Origin of the sequence: Microcoleus sp. S13_C5 (genome assembly GCF_036700845.1) — a bacterium.
GTDB lineage: Bacteria > Cyanobacteriota > Cyanobacteriia > Cyanobacteriales > Microcoleaceae > Microcoleus.
Genome location: NZ_JAUBPR010000077.1, coordinates 1 through 18,548, shown reverse-complemented (window position 1 = coordinate 18,548; position 18,548 = coordinate 1). Strand labels below are relative to the sequence as shown.

Here is an 18,548-nt window from a genome sequence, read left to right as displayed (position 1 = left end):
AGAGCCTCCTGATCTGCGTACTCAGGCAGAGCCTTGGTACGAGTAATTAGGAGTCTCTGAATATTGGGTAGTAGACGTACAAAAAGTGCAAGTTATTGCTTTCAAAATCATTGCTAACCGGGGAAGCCAACGGCTGACGGAATCTCTAGTTTTGCCGGGGCTAAAAGTTGCTTTATTAGAGGAAAGTTTGCGCCGCAGTCGCCAGACGGACAATAAAGAAGTAGGCAACTGGTTTTTAGAGGAAGTTCGCGGGAATCCTCAATAGTGCGATCGACTGCATTCTTTTTTAACTGGAGGATAAAAACCCGGTTTCTACGAGTTTTGTGAACAGGAACGAGAAATATAGGAAGAAACCGGGTTTCTGAGGTCTGCGTGTGTCCAAGACTAAGGCTCAGCCATGTCCGGCGCTTGAATCGTTGACAATCGAGTCGATAATTGCTATAGCATAAGAGCATCAAAAAGTTAATAGCAAAAGTCGGTAAAAATGCCTTATTTAACAGCAGCAAACGACATCAAAGCACTCATAGCTAAATTTTCCCAAGCTAAAATCCTGTGGGTGGATACAGAAATCGCTGAGTATAAATCCAACCCCAGATTATCTCTGATTCAGGTGTTAGCTGACTCCACAGATTCGACGGGAGATGCCACTTTTCTACTAGATGTCTTGGATCAACCTGAATTGGCTAAAGATTTCATCAACCAAATCATGGTAAATCCAAATATTGAAAAAGTATTACACAACGCCAGCTATGACATCCGATTTCTAGGCAATGACGACGCTCAAAATGTCACTTGCACATTAAAAATGGCGAGAAAGATTCCAGCTTACATTCTGCCCTTACCTAATCGACAACTCAAAACTTTAATAGAAACACTTTGCGGCATTGCTTATGTAGATAAAACAGAACAGGGTGGCAATTGGGCAAAGCGTCCCCTGACCCAGAACCAGCTAGAATATGCCAAGATGGACGCGGTTTATTTAGCTGGAGTGCATCGCCGCCTGCTAGAAATCCTTGCCCAATGTTACCCCGAACCCGCAACGGAAAACTTGACAGCATTGGGCGAAAAATATCAGGAAATAGAATCTCAGTGGAAGCCGCTAGATTCAGAAATCGCTGAAGTGAAAGAACGCATTAAAGCAGGGATGCTAGCCCAAAAGCTCAAAGACAGTTCTTATTTTGAGCTTTCCAGTTCGATAACGATGAAAGTAGATTTTCTCACCCTGGCCAGACTGACGCAAACTGAGGGAATTGAGTTAAATTTTCCGGTAACGCTGACGAAAGAAATTCAAAAACAGTTAGGCGAACTCATCGCCGATCCATCTTTGGAAGTTGAGGAGATTGCTAGTTGGCGGTTGAATTCCAACCTACAGCAGCGGCGAAAATCTACTAAGAAAATTGCCCCGGAACCGGAGAGTGAGGATTTAACAGCATTGGGGGAAAGGTACAAAGAAATTTTGCCTGAATGGAAGTTGCTGGATTCAGAAGTTGAGCATCTGAAAGAGCGCATTAAAAAAGCAATGTTGGTGCAAAATAAGAGAAATACTCCCGATTTTAAGTTATCCAGTTCCTCGATTTTGAAGGTAGATTTTGCTAGATTGGCAAAACTTGCGCTATCTGTGGGAGTTGAGTTAGATTTTATGGTGACGCTGACTCAATACATCCAAAAGCGGTTAGGGGAAGCTATTAACAAAATAGATGTGCAAATTGAGTATATTACCAGTTGGCGGATGACGGCTAAGACGGGGGAAGATGAAGAGGAAGAAATTCCGTTTTAATTACTAAAATATCACATTTTCTCTCATTTTTCTGTGTTCTCTGGGGGCTGGGAGGGTGACAAAAAGGTCTAGGAACAAAAATGTAAAGCCGATGCTCAAAGCACGGGGTTTCCACCCATAATTTTCAATGAGCAGTCAGTAACTCTGTTATGGTTCGGGGTTGATCTCTGCCATCCGATCGCAACCAGTCATAATGAGCTGGGTCTGGTTTAAGGGGCGGTTATGCCAGACCCAGAGACTAAAACTGGACTCAGCGACCCGTCATTTGCTCTAACTTTTCGGGGTATCTCGCCCCTTGTACTGTGATTTTGGCGGCGGCATCATCGATGTCACGCAGATCCGCCGCCGTGAGTTCGACGGAGACTGCCCCGATGTTTTCGTCTAAACGATGCAGCTTTGTGGTGCCTGGAATGGGGACGATCCACGGCTTTTGAGCCAGCAGCCAGGCGATCGCGATTTGAGCGGGCGTTGCCTGCTTTTGTTCTGCGATGCTGCCAAGCAGATCGATCAGGGCTTGATTCGCCTTGAGAGCCTCCGGTGTGAAGCGAGGCAGAGTGCTGCGGAAGTCGGAGCTGTCAAAGGTCGTGTTTTCGTCGATCTTGCCGGTGAGGAAGCCTTTGCCCAGCGGGCTGTACGGGACAAGTCCGATGCCAAGTTCCTCAAGGGTCGGTATCACTTCCGCTTCAGGCTTTCTCCACCACAGGGAGTATTCGCTCTGGAGTGCCGCGACTGGCTGGGCGGCATGGGCGCGGCGAATCGTTTGCACACCTGCTTCAGAGAGCCCGAAGTGCTTCACTTTACCTTCCTGAATCAGTTCCTTCACCGTTCCTGCCACGTCTTCAATTGGCACGTTCGGATCGACCCGGTGCTGATAGAGTAGGTCGATCGCCTCAACTTTGAGCCGCTTGAGCGAACCCTCCACGGCTTCCTTGATATGCTCCGGTCGGCTGTTGAGTCCGGGTGAACCCTTCATGCCACGGGGATCGGAATTCGGACTGATGTCGAACCCAAATTTGGTGGCAATGACCACTCGATCGCGGAAGGGAGCGAGGGCTTCACCCACCAACTCTTCGTTTAAGTACGGGCCGTAGACTTCGGCAGTGTCAAAGAATGTTATGCCGCGATCGACCGCAGCCCCCAAAAGAGCAGTCATCTCCTGTTTGTCTTTGGGCGGGCCATAGGAAAAGCTCATTCCCATGCAGCCGAGCCCGATCGCCGAGACTTCCAGATTGCTGTTGCCAAGTTTGCGCGTTTGCATTGTTTTTCTCCGTTAATGTGGAATTGATAGTGTTCGCCGTCGATCGATCTCGTCGTTGTCAGTCGTTTTCGCGGAGATCGGAGCTCACCGTAGGGTCATCGATGCGAGACAGGGCGGTCTTATGACCCCAGCGAGGCCATAGATAGAAGAGGTTGAGGAGGATGAAGATCAGCACTGCCAGCCAGGGTAAGACCAGCGCGATCGCGGTGGCGATCGCGTAAACGATCGGTCCGACAAGGAATAGACGTCGGATCTTCCGTACTTTTTTCGCTGTGAGGTGGGTATCGATCAGCCGATACTCGTGAGCCGCGTACCGCCACATGACGTTGACGAAGATACCGATGACGGTCAAGATGCCACCGTAGAAGGCAGCGGCAACCGGCTCGTCCGTTCCGCGGTGAAACGCTTCGGCGAGCACGGCGGTTGGGAACGGCAGGAATGCAATGAGCATCAGGTGGAGGACGTTAAGCAGCAACAGCATTCCGTCCACGCGGACGATGTGTTTGAACATGGCGTGGTGGTTGATCCAGATTGCGCCGATCACCAGGAAGCTCACCACGTAGGCAAGGTAAGACGGCCAGAGATTGAGGAGTTCTGCCCCGAGCGCTGTGCTGGGTGGTGGCACTTTGATTTCGAGCACTAGCAGGGTGATGGCGATCGCGAACACACCGTCGCTGAATGCCTCCAAACGGTTGGTATCCACACTCACCTCCTCTGCAAGTAACGATTGCCAAATTTGCGCTTCTGCATAGTTGCTCCTTCTAGGGGCTGCTTCAGTTATTCAGATTTAAGGGATGCCATATCGATACAGAAGCGGTATTTCACATCGGACTTGAGCAGTCTTTCGTAGGCTTCATTGACTTTTTGGATGGGGATGACTTCAACATCGGCAGTGATGTTATGTTCGCCGCAGAAGTCGAGCATCTCCTGGGTTTCCGCGATGCCGCCGATGTTAGAGCCGGAGAGACTGCGGCGGCCCATGATCAGGCTGAATGCCGCGACCTCCAGGGGCTTCTCAGGCACACCGACAAGGGTGATGTTGCCGTCGAGGCGAAGCAGGTTGAGATAGGCGTTGATGTCGTGATTGGCGGAAACGGTGTCGAGGATGAAATCGAAGCTGCCAGCGTGCTGCTGCATCTCGTCGGCATTGCGGGAGACGACCACTTCGTCGGCACCGAGGCGCAGCGCGTCTTCCTTTTTGTTGGGCGAGGTGGTGAAAACGACGACGTGGGCTCCGAATGCACGGGCGAACTTCACACCCATGTGGCCTAGCCCGCCGATACCAACAACGCCGACCTTCTTGCCCTTGGTGACACCCCAGTGGCGCAGGGGCGAGTAGGTTGTGATTCCGGCGCACAGGAGTGGCGCGACTCCAGGGAGATCGAGGTTGGTGGGAACGCGCAGAACGAAGCGTTCATCGACGACGATGCTATCGGAGTAACCACCATAGGTGACACCTCCAAGGTGCTTGTCCGGGGAGTTGTAGGTGAGGGTCAGGTTCGGGCAGAACTGTTCAAGTCCTGTTTTGCAATTGGGACAGGTTCCATCCGAGTCAACCATGCAGCCGACTCCTGCCAGATCGCCAGGCTTGTACTTCGTCACTGCCGAGCCAACCTGGGTGATACGTCCCACCATCTCATGACCGGGAACGATCGGGTAGACCGTGCCGCCGCCCCACTCGTTTCGTACCATGTGAAGATCGGAATGGCAGATGCCGCAGAAGAGGATTTCGATTTGAACGTCGTGTTCGGTTAGATCGCGCCGTGCGATCGTGTCGGAAGCGAGCGGTGCGGTCGCACTGACTGCGGAGTAAGCTTTGGCGTTGTACATAAATTGATGCTCCAATCTGGAAGATAAGCTGGTTTACTTCTACTCGGTCTTGAATCTGTCCTGGTATTGTTCGTCGCTGACTTTTTCCAGCCAGTCCATGGGTTTGCCGTCGAGTACCTCCTGAGTGGCGATATGAGTCATCGCCGTTGGCGGTGAAGGTGACGATCGCGACAATGTTTTGTTGTCGTGCGTTTAGGGTTCGATCGGGTTGGCCACGAACATCACTGCACTGTTTGGCCGCCGTCGATGACCATGGCGTGGCCGATCATGAAGGCAGCCGCGTCCGAGCACAGCCAGAGGACAGCCTCCGCGATCTCCTCGGGCTTGCCCATCCGTCCGACCGGCTCCTCGGCAATCACCTTGGCGCGCCCTTCGTCTGTGTCGCCGGTGAAGCGACCCATCATCGGGGTGTCGATGTAGCCGGGACAGACGGCATTGACGCGGATGTTCTGGGCGGCGTAGTCGAGGGCCGCTGCCTTGGTCAGTCCGATCGCGCCATGTTTCGCGGCGGTGTACGCGGGGCTGCCCTTGATGCCGATGATTCCTGCGCCCGAGGACGTGTTGACGATCGCGCCGCCTCCCTGCTTGAGGATCAGCGGGATCTCGTGCTTCATGCACAGGAAAACGCCGCGGAGGTTGATGTCGATAATCTGGTTCCACTCCTCCTCGTCGTACTCCGCGGTCGGAGCTGCCTTCCTCGGCTCGATGCCCGCATTGTTGAAGGCGAAGTCCAGCCGCCCGAAACCCTCAACGGTCTTGTCCAGCGCCGCCTTCACGTCCTCGGTTCGCGTCACATCGCACCTGACGGCGATCGCCCGACCGCCGAGTTCTTCGATCGTGCGTGCCGTTTCTTGATTGCCCTGTTCTGAGATGTCAGCGACCGCCACGCTGGCACCTTCACGGGCAAACGCCAGCGCCGTAGCTCGACCGATGCCGCTCGCTCCTCCGGTCACAAACGCAACCTTTCCTATGTAGCTTCGATTCTCGTTCGTTGTCATTTTTTACTCTTTTGCGTGTTGCCCATGAGGGAAGTCTTTAAACGTGACACTCGGACCACGTGTGCGTGCTCGATCGTGCGCCTCGAACAGGGGGTCAAAGCCGACAGTGCCGGTAAAATACTCAGCCGCTGCTTTGGCGTTCGGCTGTGAGCCACTTCGTTTAATGTCCATTTCTTAATTCCTTCACTTGATGCCATTTCGGTGGCTGTCCCAATCGTAGAAATTGAGCACTTATGGCTTCTCTATCAATAGGGAGGGATTTTTTAAGAAGCAAGGTTAGCTTTAATGGCATTTTGGTTGTCGCTCACCAGGTTTCTTGCCCAATCAAAACTGAGTTTTCTCCTGAATAAAAGTCCAGAATGCTTACAAGAAGCCGGAACCATTTTTCATTGCTTTAGCCTCATTCTAAGAATCCTCAAGGCCAAGCAATAGAACGATCGTCTAAGATTGTTGTACAATCCTGCAAACTTAGAAATGAACGCTGCCAAAACGAGTGAAAAGTCCGATATGGATTTAATGAACAACCCGCAGGCAAAGCGTGAGGCAGACAGAGCGCAAGCCCACAGAGACGAACTGACCGAGCGGATTGCACAGGCGATCCGTCATGATGGGACGATTGAGCCGCTCAAAGGATTGCACTTCTACCGCTCCTCCTCACCTTCGGAATGCGTTCATAGTGTCTCTATCCCTGCCTTTTGTGCGATCGCTCAAGGCAGCAAAGAAGTCCTTCTGGGCTGCGATCGCTATCAGTACGATCCGATGCACTATCTGCTGGGGACGGTCGAACTGCCGATTGCCAGCCAAATTTTAGAAGCAACCCAGGAAAAACCGTACCTTGGCCTTCGTCTCGATCTCGACCCTACCCTAGTTGGCTCAGTCATGGTTGAGGCGGGCGATCCCTCACCGCAAAGGGATGCCAATGTAAAAGCGATCGACGTAAGTTTGTTGGATGCAAATCTTTTGGACGCTGTGGTGCGGCTCGTCAGGCTTCTAGATTGCCCTGCGGAAGCTAATGTTCTGGCACCGCTGATTAAGCGGGAAATTATTTACAGACTTCTGATGGGAGAGCAAGGTGGTCGGCTGCGTCATATTGCTGTTCTGGGTGGCTCTACCCACCAAATTGCTAGAGCAGTCGATCGACTTCGTAAAGACTTTAACCAGCCGCTTCGGATTGAAAGCATCGCACGAGAGCTGGGAATGAGTGTATCGAGCTTCCACCATCACTTCAAGTCTGTCACTGCCATGAGTCCTTTGCAGTTCCAGAAGCAACTGCGACTGCAGGAAGCTCGCCGTCTGATGCTGGGGCAAAACCTTGACGCTACCAGTGCAGCCTACCGTGTGGGTTATGACGATTCCTCGCACTTCAACCGAGAGTACAAGCGGCTCTTTGGTATACCACCGATGCGCGATGTGGAGCGGTTGCGAGAAGCTGCTAGGGAGATTGCGAGTTCAACTTGACATCCTCAAGATGCCCTAATCAGGCCAGAAATCGCTAAAACATTGTGGAGACAGCTCTGTGTAGCGCACCGTTCTCCTCCTTTCTCTGTGTCCTAGTCTCGTTAGTAAAGTCGCTGCGCTATAATTTAATTAAGTATTCACTCTCTGCCAGTTAAGATACAAAAATATTATGGACTATCATTTGTTATCGAATAAGCTTAAAGAATCTATTGTATTAGCTACTACTTTAAGTGAATTATTGTTGAATAATCAGAAAAATTTAGGTACAAGCCCAAGCGAAATTGATCGGCTTAGAGTGACTCTATATCGCAGAACAATACTAATTAGTGAGGCTATCTCTCAACTCTTACCTGTTTCAGAAACCGAATATTTTAGTTTGGCTTCAATTGGAAGTTTAACAAGAGTCTTAGTTGAATCTTATAGACCATTTTATTATTTAACTATTGAAAATATCAAAGATGAAGAACGCGATTTTAGATACTTGCTTTTTGAAGTTTACTTATTAATTGAACGTCGCTACATGATTGAGGCAATTAGGAATGGCAATAACTACCCGGATCTGCAAACTGACTTAGTAGAGAGCAAAAAAAAGATAAGAAATCACAGTTACTATAAATTTTTAAGTACAACAAATAGTAAACATATTTACGGCCCGCTGGTTCAATCAATTGAAGATACAGAAAAAGAGGGATCTAAAAAAAATATAGAATTTAGTAATAATTTCATGTACATACTTACGACGAAATGGAAAGGTTGTTTTAAAAATGACAAAACTATATTATTGGAGCGTCTAGCAACATATGAAATTAATGAGCCTTTTTCGGATGAAGATAAGAAGATGATGGAAAACAGATTCGATAATTTTTTTAATAAGCTAATGTCAAACTATGTACATTCTGGTGCTTTTGCTATAAGTATGGAACATAAGAGTAATTTTCAAATCAATCACGAAGAAGAAGAAGAAGAAGAAGTTGAATTTTACCTAAATCTAATGATTTCTTGTTGTATTTTTTATCTTATTACAGCCACGCATGATTTACTCAAATTATGTCAGTTATCTCAAAATAATGACTTAATTCAAGAATGCGAAAAAGCTGAGGAGGGAGGGTTAGTGTTTTTGAGCATTTTGGCAGGGAGGTGTACTTCGGTCGAGACTAATCCATAAAAGTAATCGTTGCAGTCGGTGCTTACATTGGGCCACACATCCCGGTTCCCAGCCAGCAAAAGCGGGAGATAAGGAGGTAGACACAGAGTGTGATCGCTGTGTTTGTGGCGATCGCCTCCTGCCCTTAAAAAGGGGGTAAAAACGCTACACGACGCGCTTTTATTAAATAGTTGGAGGATTGGCTTAAGGATGTTGAATGGTAGGGCGATCGCTCCTTTCGTCTTGGCAACCTAACACTTGTCCCATCTACCTATTTCCTAGTCGCCACCGCTGCGCCTTTGCGGTTCATTTCAATCCGCCATATTTGAGCAAGGTGGGCATTATTTGCCCACCCTAATTCCTACTTCCCTACCGTGAAATACTCATTCTTAGCATACACGCTAATAATGCAGTCGCCGACTTCAAAAAACATCCCCTCTTGCTCATCTTTAGAAAATTGCAAGTTGCCGTATTTAGAATTAATTTCCTCAGCAGTCGCCGCTTTGGCTTCCATTTCATCCGGGATAAGTCCGGTAGAACCGATATAGAAAACCAGCGGTGAAACTTTTTCGCGGTACACTTTTTCAGCATAAGCTTCGAGTCGCTCATTCGCATTAGCTAAAGCAGCGACAAATTCGTCTCGCTTGACATCTTCTTCCTGCCATTTCGCTTGCAAAAGCCGCAGCAAACTATCTGCACCCACTTTGGCTAAAGTAGCGCTAACAATTCCGTTATCCTCCAACCCCAAAAACTCATCGAAAATCAGTTTCATCAAGTCGTCAACTTTGGTAATTTTTGTTCGGGATGACAGCGTTTTGTGTGCGAAGACAACAGGCTCATCTAACGTGATGTCAAATGTCGGTTTTGCTAGCTTTTCGCCCGTGTTTTTGTGGTAAGCTTCATAAAGGCGATCGAGAAATTTGTTCGCCGAGTGCAATTTGCCGAAGTTGAGAATGTTTTTGCTGCCGATGTCGATTTTGTAGCTGACTCGCGAATCTACTGAACCGTTGGCGATCGCACTTTTTAAATCTGTGTATTCCGTCGTCGTCGGAAAATTGATGTAAAGGTTTTTTGACAGATAATGCTGTTTCAATTCTTCCAATTGTTCCGCAGTGTAAGCCTCGGATTCCTCCTTCAAATGAGCCGAGAGAATGCTAGAGAGAATTTTGATTTCTGCGAGTTCCTCAAACACTCCGTCAAGGCTGCCGTAACGCCCGTCAAAAGGCACGAGGGGCAAAGTCTCTAACTTTATATCGTACTCGGAACGGAAGTCAAATTCTTGCACGGGCGAACCGTCTTTTTCAAGGACACCGCATTTTTTGAGCAAATCAAACACTGGTTTGCTGCTGATTTTGGTTCGCAGCGACTTAATATTAACTTCGCCGTCGCTGACAATGGTATAATTGTTGAAAGTATTGAGGTCTGTAACTAGAATTCCCGCCACTTCGGCGATAAAAGTTTCATCCTCAACTTTTACCAGCTTAGCTTTTCGGGTAATCAGCATATTGATGGTAGCGGTATTTTGATTGATGGCAAAGGAACCCATTTGCACGTATTCGCCACCATCTAAGAATTCAGTTTTCAGCCAAGGCTTGACAAAGTTGCCATTTTCGTCTCGCTTTCCCTCAATTCGCTTCAAACCTTTTCGCTGATAATTTTCTTGCAAGTGTTTCCAGTTGATGATGATGCTGTTGCTGTTTTCCTCCAATATCTTGATTAACTCCAGCAGGGAAATTTTCTCGCTGACTTTTACCCGATCGCCAATTTCATGATTTTTCAACACCTCAGGCGCAAAAACAGCCTGTTCCAAATCTTCCGTAAACTCTGCTATTTGGGCATTTGTCAAAGCTTTCGCGTGTTTTTCCGTCAAAGTAGCGTCGAAGGTGCTCGCCAGCGCATACTTAGCCGTATTTAAATTGCCGTCAGCGAGGTTAGCTTTCGCAAAAGCAAACACCGACTCATCATTTTGAGCAACGGGAACATCTAGTTTGTCATACTCATCTTTGGCGACTTTCTGATATTTGTAAAACAGTCCCCGATCCTCTGCTTTCAGCCCGCAGATTTTCAGCGTGCTCGATGAACCGTTGATTTTTTTGCCACTTTTGGAAACAAAAACTTGATAATCATATTCCTTAATTAACGGTTCTTCCAGCGCAGGTGCAACGGAACTGCCTAACAGTTTTGTGCTGTCGTAAAGAGCATCATAAACCATTTTGACTTCGCCAGCGCGGATGCAATTCCCCGATAATGTATTGGCGATTTTGGAGAGAAGTTTGAAGTCAGCAGAGGCATAGGAGATAGTGTTAGCAAACACATCCATGTCTTTGAGTTCTTCGCAAATTTCCCCTAGTTTTGCAGCTTCCGAATTGGCACTGGGGTCATTTGCATAGCCGTCTGTGTGCAAATTGATCGCTGTCATTTCTCCCGCTTTAACCAGAGACTTAGCGAGTTGCATCGACTGCGATATGCAGGTAGAGCCAGCCGTGTGAATTTTTTGAATTTCTTTGATGTATGGAGAGTCAAGCTTCAGCACTTCTTGAATGGGAATTCGCTGGAAATGACAAATTACGTCCCCATTGCCAGCATAGGAAATCAGGCTGACAATTAGCTGGTAATTGTTGTATTCGTCTAAGGTCAAAAGCTTGATCATGGTTTCTTTCAGCGGTTTTAAGTCATAATACATTGAGCCGGAACGGTCGATGATGATGATGCTGTGAGCGACGGATTTTTCTGGGATATCACCGGGCTTTCTTTCTAAATTAATGCGATCGACTAGATAGAATGCCTTGGCGTTTCCGGCAAAATTGTAGAGGGTAAACTTGGTGCGAGTATTGGAGGCTGCTTGGCTGCTGGAACTTTTGGCTTGAGATGATTGTTTCGCTTGCCGTGCCATAGTTTTCACCTATGTTGATTTTTTCCTCAACTCAATCTTGGCACGGGCTTCTGTGGATGTCAAGGCCTGTGTGGAAAATTATCTGCGAAGCTGAATAAGCATTAATATTTAGCGCTGCGGTGCAATGGAAAACTGCGGCGGTAGGCTAAAGGTCAATACAATTCGGTTAAGCTCGATCCCCCCTAGCCCCCCTTAAAAAGGGGGGGACAAGAACTTATTCAAAGTCCCCCTTCTTAAGGGGGATTTAGGGGGATCTCCTAGGAATAAATATTTTTAACTGAACCGTATTGGGCTAAAGGTGGGCTTTTTTGGCAAAAGTAATGGATCTGCGTAAGTCGTTTAGTAAATATTTAGTCAATCATGCTTGATTTAGAAAATCCGCTGCTCAAACTTTATCTAAATGTGTTCGGATGGGTGACGTTGGGATTTTTTATCGGCCGCCAGCTACCGAGAAGCTATTCTACATATTTAGCCAAGTTTCTTTTCTTCTTTGGCACGCCATTGAGCATTGTTGGTTTCATCCGTAGCGCCAATTTGTCGGGCGCTATTTGGATGGCGCCACTGATAGCTTGGGCGGCAATTCTAGCAGGTGGAGGACTCGGTGGGATTTTGATAATTTTCGGTGTCGGCGAGGAACGTTTCCAGACTCTTAATCCGATCGCCCAAAATAGCCGGGAACAAACCAGCGCTTGGAGTTTGCCAACTCAAGGCAGCTTCTTATTAGCAACGATGGTGGGTAATACGGGTTTTTTAGGCATTCCCGTCACCTTGTCCTTATTAGGCTCGGAACACTTTGCCTGGGCGTTGTTTTACGACTTGCTAGGCACTACCATGGGAATCAATATACTGGGAGTTGCTATTGCTTCTCACTGCGGTAAAAGCGATCGCCCTCAGAGTTGGTTAGGTCCGGTGCGGGCAATTTTTCTGAATCCGGCACTGTGGGCTTTTGGTTTAGGATTTGTCTCGCGCAGCTTGCCGCTGTCGGCACAAATCGCAGAATTGTTAACAACAGGTGCTTGGACTGTAATTACTTTAGCTTTAATTACGATCGGGATGCAGTTGAGCAAGTTGAATTCCTTGCACAACCTCAAACAAGTTGTGGCTTGTCTCGTGATTAAAATGTTGTTAATTCCCTTGGTAATTGGCACGGGATTAACGTTTTTGGGGATCGCGGGCGCGCCGCGACTTGTGCTGGTGCTGCAAATGGCGATGCCTCCTGCTTTTGGTACTACGTTATTGGCAGAAGCTTTCAATCTCGATCGCGAATTAGCCGTAACTGCGATCGGCCTCGGCTGCGTTAGTTTATTATTCACTATTCCCCTATGGATGAGGCTATTTAATTTTTAATAAAAATAATAATTGCTCAGTTTAAAACGTTCCTTACTTCAGCGATCCCCATCACAAACATTAAGCGATCCATGTTATATTGATTAAAAATAAAACTCAGGGGGCTTGTAAACCGTAGGGGCTTCTGCTAGAGAAATAAGCCACAGATAACGTGAATAACAAGAGTATGCCAAGTAGAAATTTTACATTGACAGGTTATCAAACTCTCGCTCCCCTTTACTCAGGAACTCGCACCCTAGTTTATCGAGCTTTCCGTATTGACGACAAACAGCCAGTCGCCATCAAAGTCTTGCGGAACGAGTATCCCAGCTTCAGGGAACTGGTGCAATTTCGCAATCAGTACACGATCGCCAAAAACCTCAACTTGCCCGGGATCATCGAAACCTACAGTTTGGAAGCCTACCAAAACAGCTATGCGTTGGTAATGGAAGACTTTGGGGGAATTTCTCTGAAAGAATGGACGGAAAAAGGGGAAACTCGGCCGTCTCTGAGCGACTTTTTGCAAGTGGCGATCGACCTGAGCAATACATTAGATATACTCTATCGCCACCGGATAATTCACAAAGACATTAAACCAGCCAATATTTTAATTAATTCCCAAACAAAACAAGTTAAACTTATTGACTTTAGCATAGCATCTTTGCTGCCAAGGGAAACTCAAACCCTGATGAATCCTAACGTGCTAGAAGGGACACTCGGCTATTTGTCTCCCGAACAAACGGGAAGGATGAATCGCGGCATTGACTATCGCACTGACTTTTACTCTTTGGGGGTGAGTTTTTACGAATTGCTGGCGGGAAAATTGCCGTTTCAATCCAACGATGCGATGGAATTGGTACACTGTCATATTGCCAAGCAACCGCCATCTGTACGTGAAATCAATCCCGAAATCCCGCCGGTACTCTCAGAGATTGTCAGCAAATTAATGGCAAAGAATGCCGAAGACCGCTATCAGAGTGCGTCGGGACTGAAATCCGATTTAGAATTTTGTTTGGAGCAACTCGAAGAAAACGGTAGGATAGAGAGTTTTACGATCGCCCAGAAGGATGTGTGCGATCGCTTCATCATCCCCGAAAAACTCTACGGTAGAGAGACAGAAGTTAAAAGACTTTTAGAAAGCTTCGAGCGCGTAGCGAATCCACCGGAGAATCGCGTGGCCAAACCTCCTCAATCCCACGCCAGTTCCTGCAACGCGGAGGATCGGGGCAACGGACTGGTTCCGCAAAGTTCGGGGGGAATCATTGAGGGCGAAATGATGCTAGTAGCAGGATTTTCCGGCCTAGGCAAAACCGCCGTCATCAACGAAGTTCACAAGCCAATTACCCGTCAAAAAGGCTATTTCATCAAAGGCAAATTCGACCAATTTAATCGCAACATTCCCTTCAGTGCCTTCGTACAAGCATTGCGGGATTTGATGGGACAATTGTTCTCAGAATCCGACAGGCAATTAGCTCTATGGCGCACCAGGATTTTAGAAGCGATCGGCGGCAACGGTCAAGTTTTGATTGAGGTAATCCCCGAACTAGAAATTATTATCGGCAAGCAACCTCCGGCACCCGAACTATCGGGAACTGCAGCCCAGAATCGCTTTAACTTATTGTTCCAAAAATTTATTGCTCTGTTTGCAACCAGCTCGCATCCGTTAGTGATGTTTCTCGATGACTGGCAGTGGTCTGATTTAGCTTCATTACAGTTGATAAAACTGCTGATGGAAAACAATAGTTATTTGCTGGTATTGGGAGCTTATCGAGATAATGAAGTTTCACCGGTTCATCCCTTCATGTTAGCATTAGCGGAACTGAAAAAAACTGGAAAAACTGTCAATACAATTACCCTCGCTCCTCTAGCATTCTCCGATACAAATCAGTTAGTCGCAGATACGTTGCAGTGTAACCATCTTGCGACAAAAAAGCTGACCGAATTAATCGATCGTAAAACCCAAGGCAATCCTTTTTTTACCACTCAGTTCCTCAAGGCTTTACACGAAGATGGGCTGATTGTATTTAATCCCTATCGGGGCTATTGGGAGTGCGATATTGCTCAAATCAATGTGCTATCTCTCACATCGGATGTAGTACAATTTATGGCGCAGCAGTTGCAGAAATTGCCTGCCCCAACTCAAGAAATTTTGAAAGTTGCGGCTTGTATTGGCAACTCTTTTGATATTAATACCTTAGCAATTGTTTCAGAAAAATCCCAAGTCGAGGCGGCAGATGCTTTGTGGAAAGCTTTGCAAGAAGGATTAATTCGGCCGCAAAGTGAAGTGTATAAATTTTATTTGAACCATGAGGATGTAGATAATACGAATACTGACAACATCGAAAATGTTGGGTATCGTTTTCTGCACGATCGCGTCCAACAAGCCGCTTATTCCCTGATTGCGGACAACCAAAAACAAGCTAGCCACTTGAGGATTGCCAGACTGTTGCTAGAAGCTTCATCTGAGAACCGAGAAAGTGACATTTTCCAAATTGTTAACCAGTTCAACCAATGCCTTGAAATCGTTGATTCTTCAGAGGAAATCCTGACGATCGCCAAGCTCAACCGCATTGCTGCCACAAAAGCTCGCGAAACCACTGCCTTCGCAGCAGCCAGAGAATACGCCTCGATAGGTATCTCCCTCTTGGGGGAGGATGCTTGGCAGGCAAATTACGATTTAATGCTAGCTCTGAGAAACTGTTCGGCAGAAGCGGCTTATCTTTCTGGCAGCTTTGAGGTAATGAACAACTCTATTGCCGATATTCTGAGCCATGCTCGCACCCTTGAGGATCGGTTAGCAGCTTATGAAGTCAAACTGCAAGCCTTAAAAGCCCAAAATCAGTTGCAAGAGGCGATCGACTTGGGGCTAAAAATTCTCAATTTCCTCGAAATTTCGCTCCCTAAAAACGCCACACCCTCTGACATAGAACAGGCATTTAACGAAATGGAAACAGCGCTCGAAGGCAGAAGTATTTCTGAGTTGATTGATCTTCCTGAAACGAGCGATCGCGCAATTCTCGCTGCCACCCGCATTCTCGCTAGCCTGTGTCCGGTTGCTCACATGGCGCAATTCAACCTATTGCCAATTCTGCTTTTTCAGCAGGTGAAATTGGCGCTGCGCTATGGAAATGCTCCGGCTCATACCCACGCCTATGCAGGCTTAGGCCTCATTCTTTGTTGTTTGCGGGATGATATTGAAATAGGGTATGAGGCAGGAAAATTAGCCCTCGCTTTGTTGGATAGGATTGAAGCAGAAGCATTTCGCTCCGCCTCAACATTTGTCGCTACCTACTTTACCCTACCCTGGAAAACTGCCATCCAATCAACTTTTAATTTAATGCTAAAAGCTTACACCAGTGGAGTGAATACTGGGGATCTAGAACACGCAGCCTATGCGGTTGAACGATACGGTCAATTAGCGTTCTTTAGCGGTGCAGTCGAACTTTCCCATCTGGAAACTCAAATGGATGGGTTTGCCGAATTTATGCGAAAACAACATCAAGATAGCATCTTGCAAATTCATAATATAACTCATCAAGCCGTTTTAAACTGGCAAGGAAAATCAACCGATCCTTTGATGCTCGCTGGAGCCGTTTATGATGAAAGGAGCGTGCTGCCTCAGCACCACAAGCAAAATAACCGCTTGGGGCTAATTTATTACTATCTCCACAAACTTATCCTTGTCTATTTGTTCGCCGACGATTCACAGGCTGCTGTAGATTGTGCCATCCAAACAATACCGTATCTGGATGGTGGCTCTGGCTCAATTATACTCCCGTTATTTCATACATACGACTCGCTGGCACGTCTCCGAAATTACAACGATGTTTCACCAGAGAAACAACAGCAGTACCTAACAGAAGTTGCTGCCAATCAAAAGAAAATAAAAAATTGGGCGAACTACGCCCCTATGAACTATTTGCACAAACACGATCTTGTAGAGGCAGAGCGGTATCGCGTGCTGTTAAGAAATTATGAAGCAGCGGATTTCTACGATCGCGCCCTGAACGGAGCTAAAGAAAATGGTTATATGCAAGAAGAAGCACTTGCCAACGAACTAGCAGCTACGTTCTATCTCAACTGGGGTAAAGAAAAAGTTGCCGCTGGTTATATGCAGGAAGCTTATTACTGCTATGCCAAATGGGGTGCGAAAGCCAAAATAGACGACCTCGAAAAACGCTATTCCGATTTGCTGCATCCTATTTTGCAGCCCGCAGAAGATTTCACTTTCCTGGAAACTTTAGCCTCGCTTACTAACTCCAATATTGCCATTAAAACCACTACAAAAACCACTTTTTCGCCCAGTAGCATCAATGATGCGATCGATTTCACCGCGATTATTAAAGCTTCTCAGATGCTTTCCCGTACGATTCAACTAGACCAACTGCTGCACCAACTGACTCAAATTATCCTGCAAAATTCCGGGGGCGATCGCTGTGTTTTGATTCTGCCAAATTGCGAGGAAAAATGGCAGGTGCGAGCGATCGCCACACCCGAAATCACCGAACTTTGCTCGGATTTACTAGATAACCATCCCAACCAACCAGTCAAACTGATTCAGTATGTGAAAAATACTCGAAAACAGGTGGTAATTGATGATTTAAAAACAGATATACCTGTAATTGGAGAATACTTGAACCGACAACAACCCAAGAGTATCTTGTGTTTGCCAATTATGAGTCAGCGAAAGTTGGTAGGAATTCTGTATCTAGAAAATCGGTTGACAAGTGGTGTATTTACCAGCAATCGCACTGAAGTCATCCAACTTTTGTGCGCCCAAGCGGCTATCTCTATAGAAAATGCTCGATTGTACCAACAATCTCAAGCTTATGCACAAGAATTAGAGCGATCGCTCCTTGATTTGCAGCAAGCACAGTTACAGATTGTACAAAGCGAAAAAATGTCCGCCTTGGGCAATCTCGTCACAGGGATAGCCCACGAAATCAATAATCCTGTCGGCTTTATTAACGGCAATATTGAGGAAGCAACCACTACGCTCAAAGATGTGATTGGTCACTTAAAATTATATCAAGAAAAACTGCCCGATCCCGGCGATGAAATTGAAGAAGATGCTGAGGATATTGATTTAGAGTATGCCTTAGAAGATTTGCCAAAGATGCTGTTGTCGATGAAAGTGGGATGCGATCGCATTCGCGGTATTAGCACCAGCCTCCGCACCTTCTCCAGGGCCGATAAAGACTACAAAGTTCCCTTTAATATCCATGAGGGCATTGACAGCACCATCTTAATTTTGAAACACCGGCTCAAAGCCAACGAACACCATCCCGCGATCGAAGTCGTCACAGACTACGGCAATCTCCCCCCAATCGAATGCTTTCCCGGTCAACTGAACCAAGTCTTTATGAACCTGCTTGCTAACGCGATCGATGCCCTAGAAGAATCAAACCAAGGACGCAGTTTCGAGGATCTTAAAGCAAATCCACACTGTATCACTGTTCGTACCAGTCTGTCGGGCGATCGACACATCAAAATTCATATTGCCGATAACGGTGCGGGCATGACAGAAGCAGTAAAACAGCGGATTTTTGACCATTTGTTCACAACGAAGGCAGTAGGAAAAGGCACCGGGTTAGGATTGGCGATCGCCCGCCAGATTGTAGTCGAAACCCACGGCGGAACAATTAATGTGAATTCTACTTTGGGGGGAGGGAGTGAATTTGAGATAGTGTTACCTATTAGCGAATAAAAGTAGAAGACATTCTTCATCATTTTAGATTTTAGATTTTAGATTAAAGAATTGGGAATGACAGATGACCTAATGATTTGGGTTCTCCAGAACTTACGGTGATATTTTTATCTAATTAGAGAAGCAAGCTAATACCCGTTCTCGAAAATTATCAAAG

The 18,548-nt window shown here is 46.9% G+C and carries 12 protein-coding genes; 6 read left to right on the top strand and 6 right to left on the bottom strand.

The genetic code is table 11. The features are described 5' to 3' along the window. Positions 1-85 precede the first annotated feature (85 nt). Positions 86-265, top strand: a complete 180-nt coding sequence (locus QUA04_RS19335; protein ID WP_333259364.1) for a hypothetical protein — start codon at positions 86-88, stop codon at positions 263-265. Positions 266-484: 219 nt separating this feature from the next. Beyond that, complete coding sequence (locus QUA04_RS19330; protein WP_333259361.1) at positions 485-1,777, top strand: ribonuclease D; 1,293 nt, start codon at positions 485-487, stop codon at positions 1,775-1,777. Positions 1,778-2,027: 250 nt separating this feature from the next. On the opposite strand, the gene QUA04_RS19325 is transcribed toward QUA04_RS19330, so the two are convergent. From QUA04_RS19325 to QUA04_RS19305, 5 genes are all read right to left on the bottom strand, one after another. Beyond that, positions 2,028-3,035: an aldo/keto reductase gene (locus QUA04_RS19325; protein ID WP_333259358.1), complete on the bottom strand. Its 1,008-nt coding sequence runs from the start codon at positions 3,033-3,035 to the stop codon at positions 2,028-2,030. A 58-nt stretch (positions 3,036-3,093) separates the two neighbouring features. Further along, a complete protein-coding gene (locus QUA04_RS19320) occupies positions 3,094-3,738 on the bottom strand; it encodes a TMEM175 family protein (protein ID WP_333259356.1) in 645 nt (214 codons plus the stop codon). A 74-nt stretch (positions 3,739-3,812) separates the two neighbouring features. Next, complete coding sequence (locus tag QUA04_RS19315; RefSeq protein WP_333259353.1) at positions 3,813-4,865, bottom strand: NAD(P)-dependent alcohol dehydrogenase; 1,053 nt, start codon at positions 4,863-4,865, stop codon at positions 3,813-3,815. Between the two features lie 39 nt (positions 4,866-4,904). Further along, positions 4,905-5,039 (bottom strand): hypothetical protein, encoded by a 135-nt coding sequence (locus QUA04_RS19310; RefSeq protein WP_333259350.1) that lies wholly within the window; start codon positions 5,037-5,039, stop codon positions 4,905-4,907. A 47-nt stretch (positions 5,040-5,086) separates the two neighbouring features. Continuing rightward, positions 5,087-5,863 carry an SDR family oxidoreductase gene (locus QUA04_RS19305; protein ID WP_333259347.1) on the bottom strand — a complete coding sequence of 259 codons (777 nt, stop codon included), beginning with the start codon at positions 5,861-5,863 and terminating at the stop codon, positions 5,087-5,089. 474 nt (positions 5,864-6,337) lie between these two features. Between QUA04_RS19305 and QUA04_RS19300 the strand changes: the two genes are divergently transcribed. Next, a complete protein-coding gene (locus tag QUA04_RS19300) occupies positions 6,338-7,321 on the top strand; it encodes an AraC family transcriptional regulator (protein ID WP_333259344.1) in 984 nt (327 codons plus the stop codon). A 169-nt stretch (positions 7,322-7,490) separates the two neighbouring features. Beyond that, a complete protein-coding gene (locus tag QUA04_RS19295) occupies positions 7,491-8,486 on the top strand; it encodes a hypothetical protein (protein ID WP_333259342.1) in 996 nt (331 codons plus the stop codon). Positions 8,487-8,826: 340 nt separating this feature from the next. Here QUA04_RS19295 and QUA04_RS19290 read toward each other — a convergent pair whose 3' ends face one another. Then, entirely contained in the window at positions 8,827-11,358 is a 2,532-nt protein-coding gene (locus tag QUA04_RS19290) for a VWA domain-containing protein (protein WP_333259401.1), read from the bottom strand. A 360-nt stretch (positions 11,359-11,718) separates the two neighbouring features. Here QUA04_RS19290 and QUA04_RS19285 point away from each other — a divergent pair, with 360 nt between their 5' ends. Both QUA04_RS19285 and QUA04_RS19280 read left to right on the top strand, forming a co-directional pair. Continuing rightward, positions 11,719-12,705, top strand: a complete 987-nt coding sequence (locus tag QUA04_RS19285) for an AEC family transporter (RefSeq protein WP_333259339.1) — start codon at positions 11,719-11,721, stop codon at positions 12,703-12,705. 166 nt (positions 12,706-12,871) lie between these two features. Then, positions 12,872-18,391, top strand: coding sequence for a protein kinase domain-containing protein (locus tag QUA04_RS19280; protein WP_333259336.1), 5,520 nt, complete (start codon positions 12,872-12,874; stop codon positions 18,389-18,391). Positions 18,392-18,548: the final 157 nt, after the last annotated feature.

What these genes read in the sequence shown, in the direction of transcription:
- QUA04_RS19305 (WP_333259347.1), bottom strand. Translation starts at nt 5,863, where the DNA reads ATGACAACGAACGAGAATCGAAGCTACATAGGAAAGGTTGCGTTTGTG.
- QUA04_RS19295 (WP_333259342.1), top strand. Translation starts at nt 7,491, where the DNA reads ATGGACTATCATTTGTTATCGAATAAGCTTAAAGAATCTATTGTATTA.
- QUA04_RS19300 (WP_333259344.1), top strand. Translation starts at nt 6,338, where the DNA reads ATGAACGCTGCCAAAACGAGTGAAAAGTCCGATATGGATTTAATGAAC.
- QUA04_RS19325 (WP_333259358.1), bottom strand. Translation starts at nt 3,035, where the DNA reads ATGCAAACGCGCAAACTTGGCAACAGCAATCTGGAAGTCTCGGCGATC.
- QUA04_RS19285 (WP_333259339.1), top strand. Translation starts at nt 11,719, where the DNA reads ATGCTTGATTTAGAAAATCCGCTGCTCAAACTTTATCTAAATGTGTTC.
- QUA04_RS19315 (WP_333259353.1), bottom strand. Translation starts at nt 4,865, where the DNA reads ATGTACAACGCCAAAGCTTACTCCGCAGTCAGTGCGACCGCACCGCTC.
- QUA04_RS19330 (WP_333259361.1), top strand. Translation starts at nt 485, where the DNA reads ATGCCTTATTTAACAGCAGCAAACGACATCAAAGCACTCATAGCTAAA.
- QUA04_RS19290 (WP_333259401.1), bottom strand. Translation starts at nt 11,358, where the DNA reads ATGGCACGGCAAGCGAAACAATCATCTCAAGCCAAAAGTTCCAGCAGC.
- QUA04_RS19280 (WP_333259336.1), top strand. Translation starts at nt 12,872, where the DNA reads ATGCCAAGTAGAAATTTTACATTGACAGGTTATCAAACTCTCGCTCCC.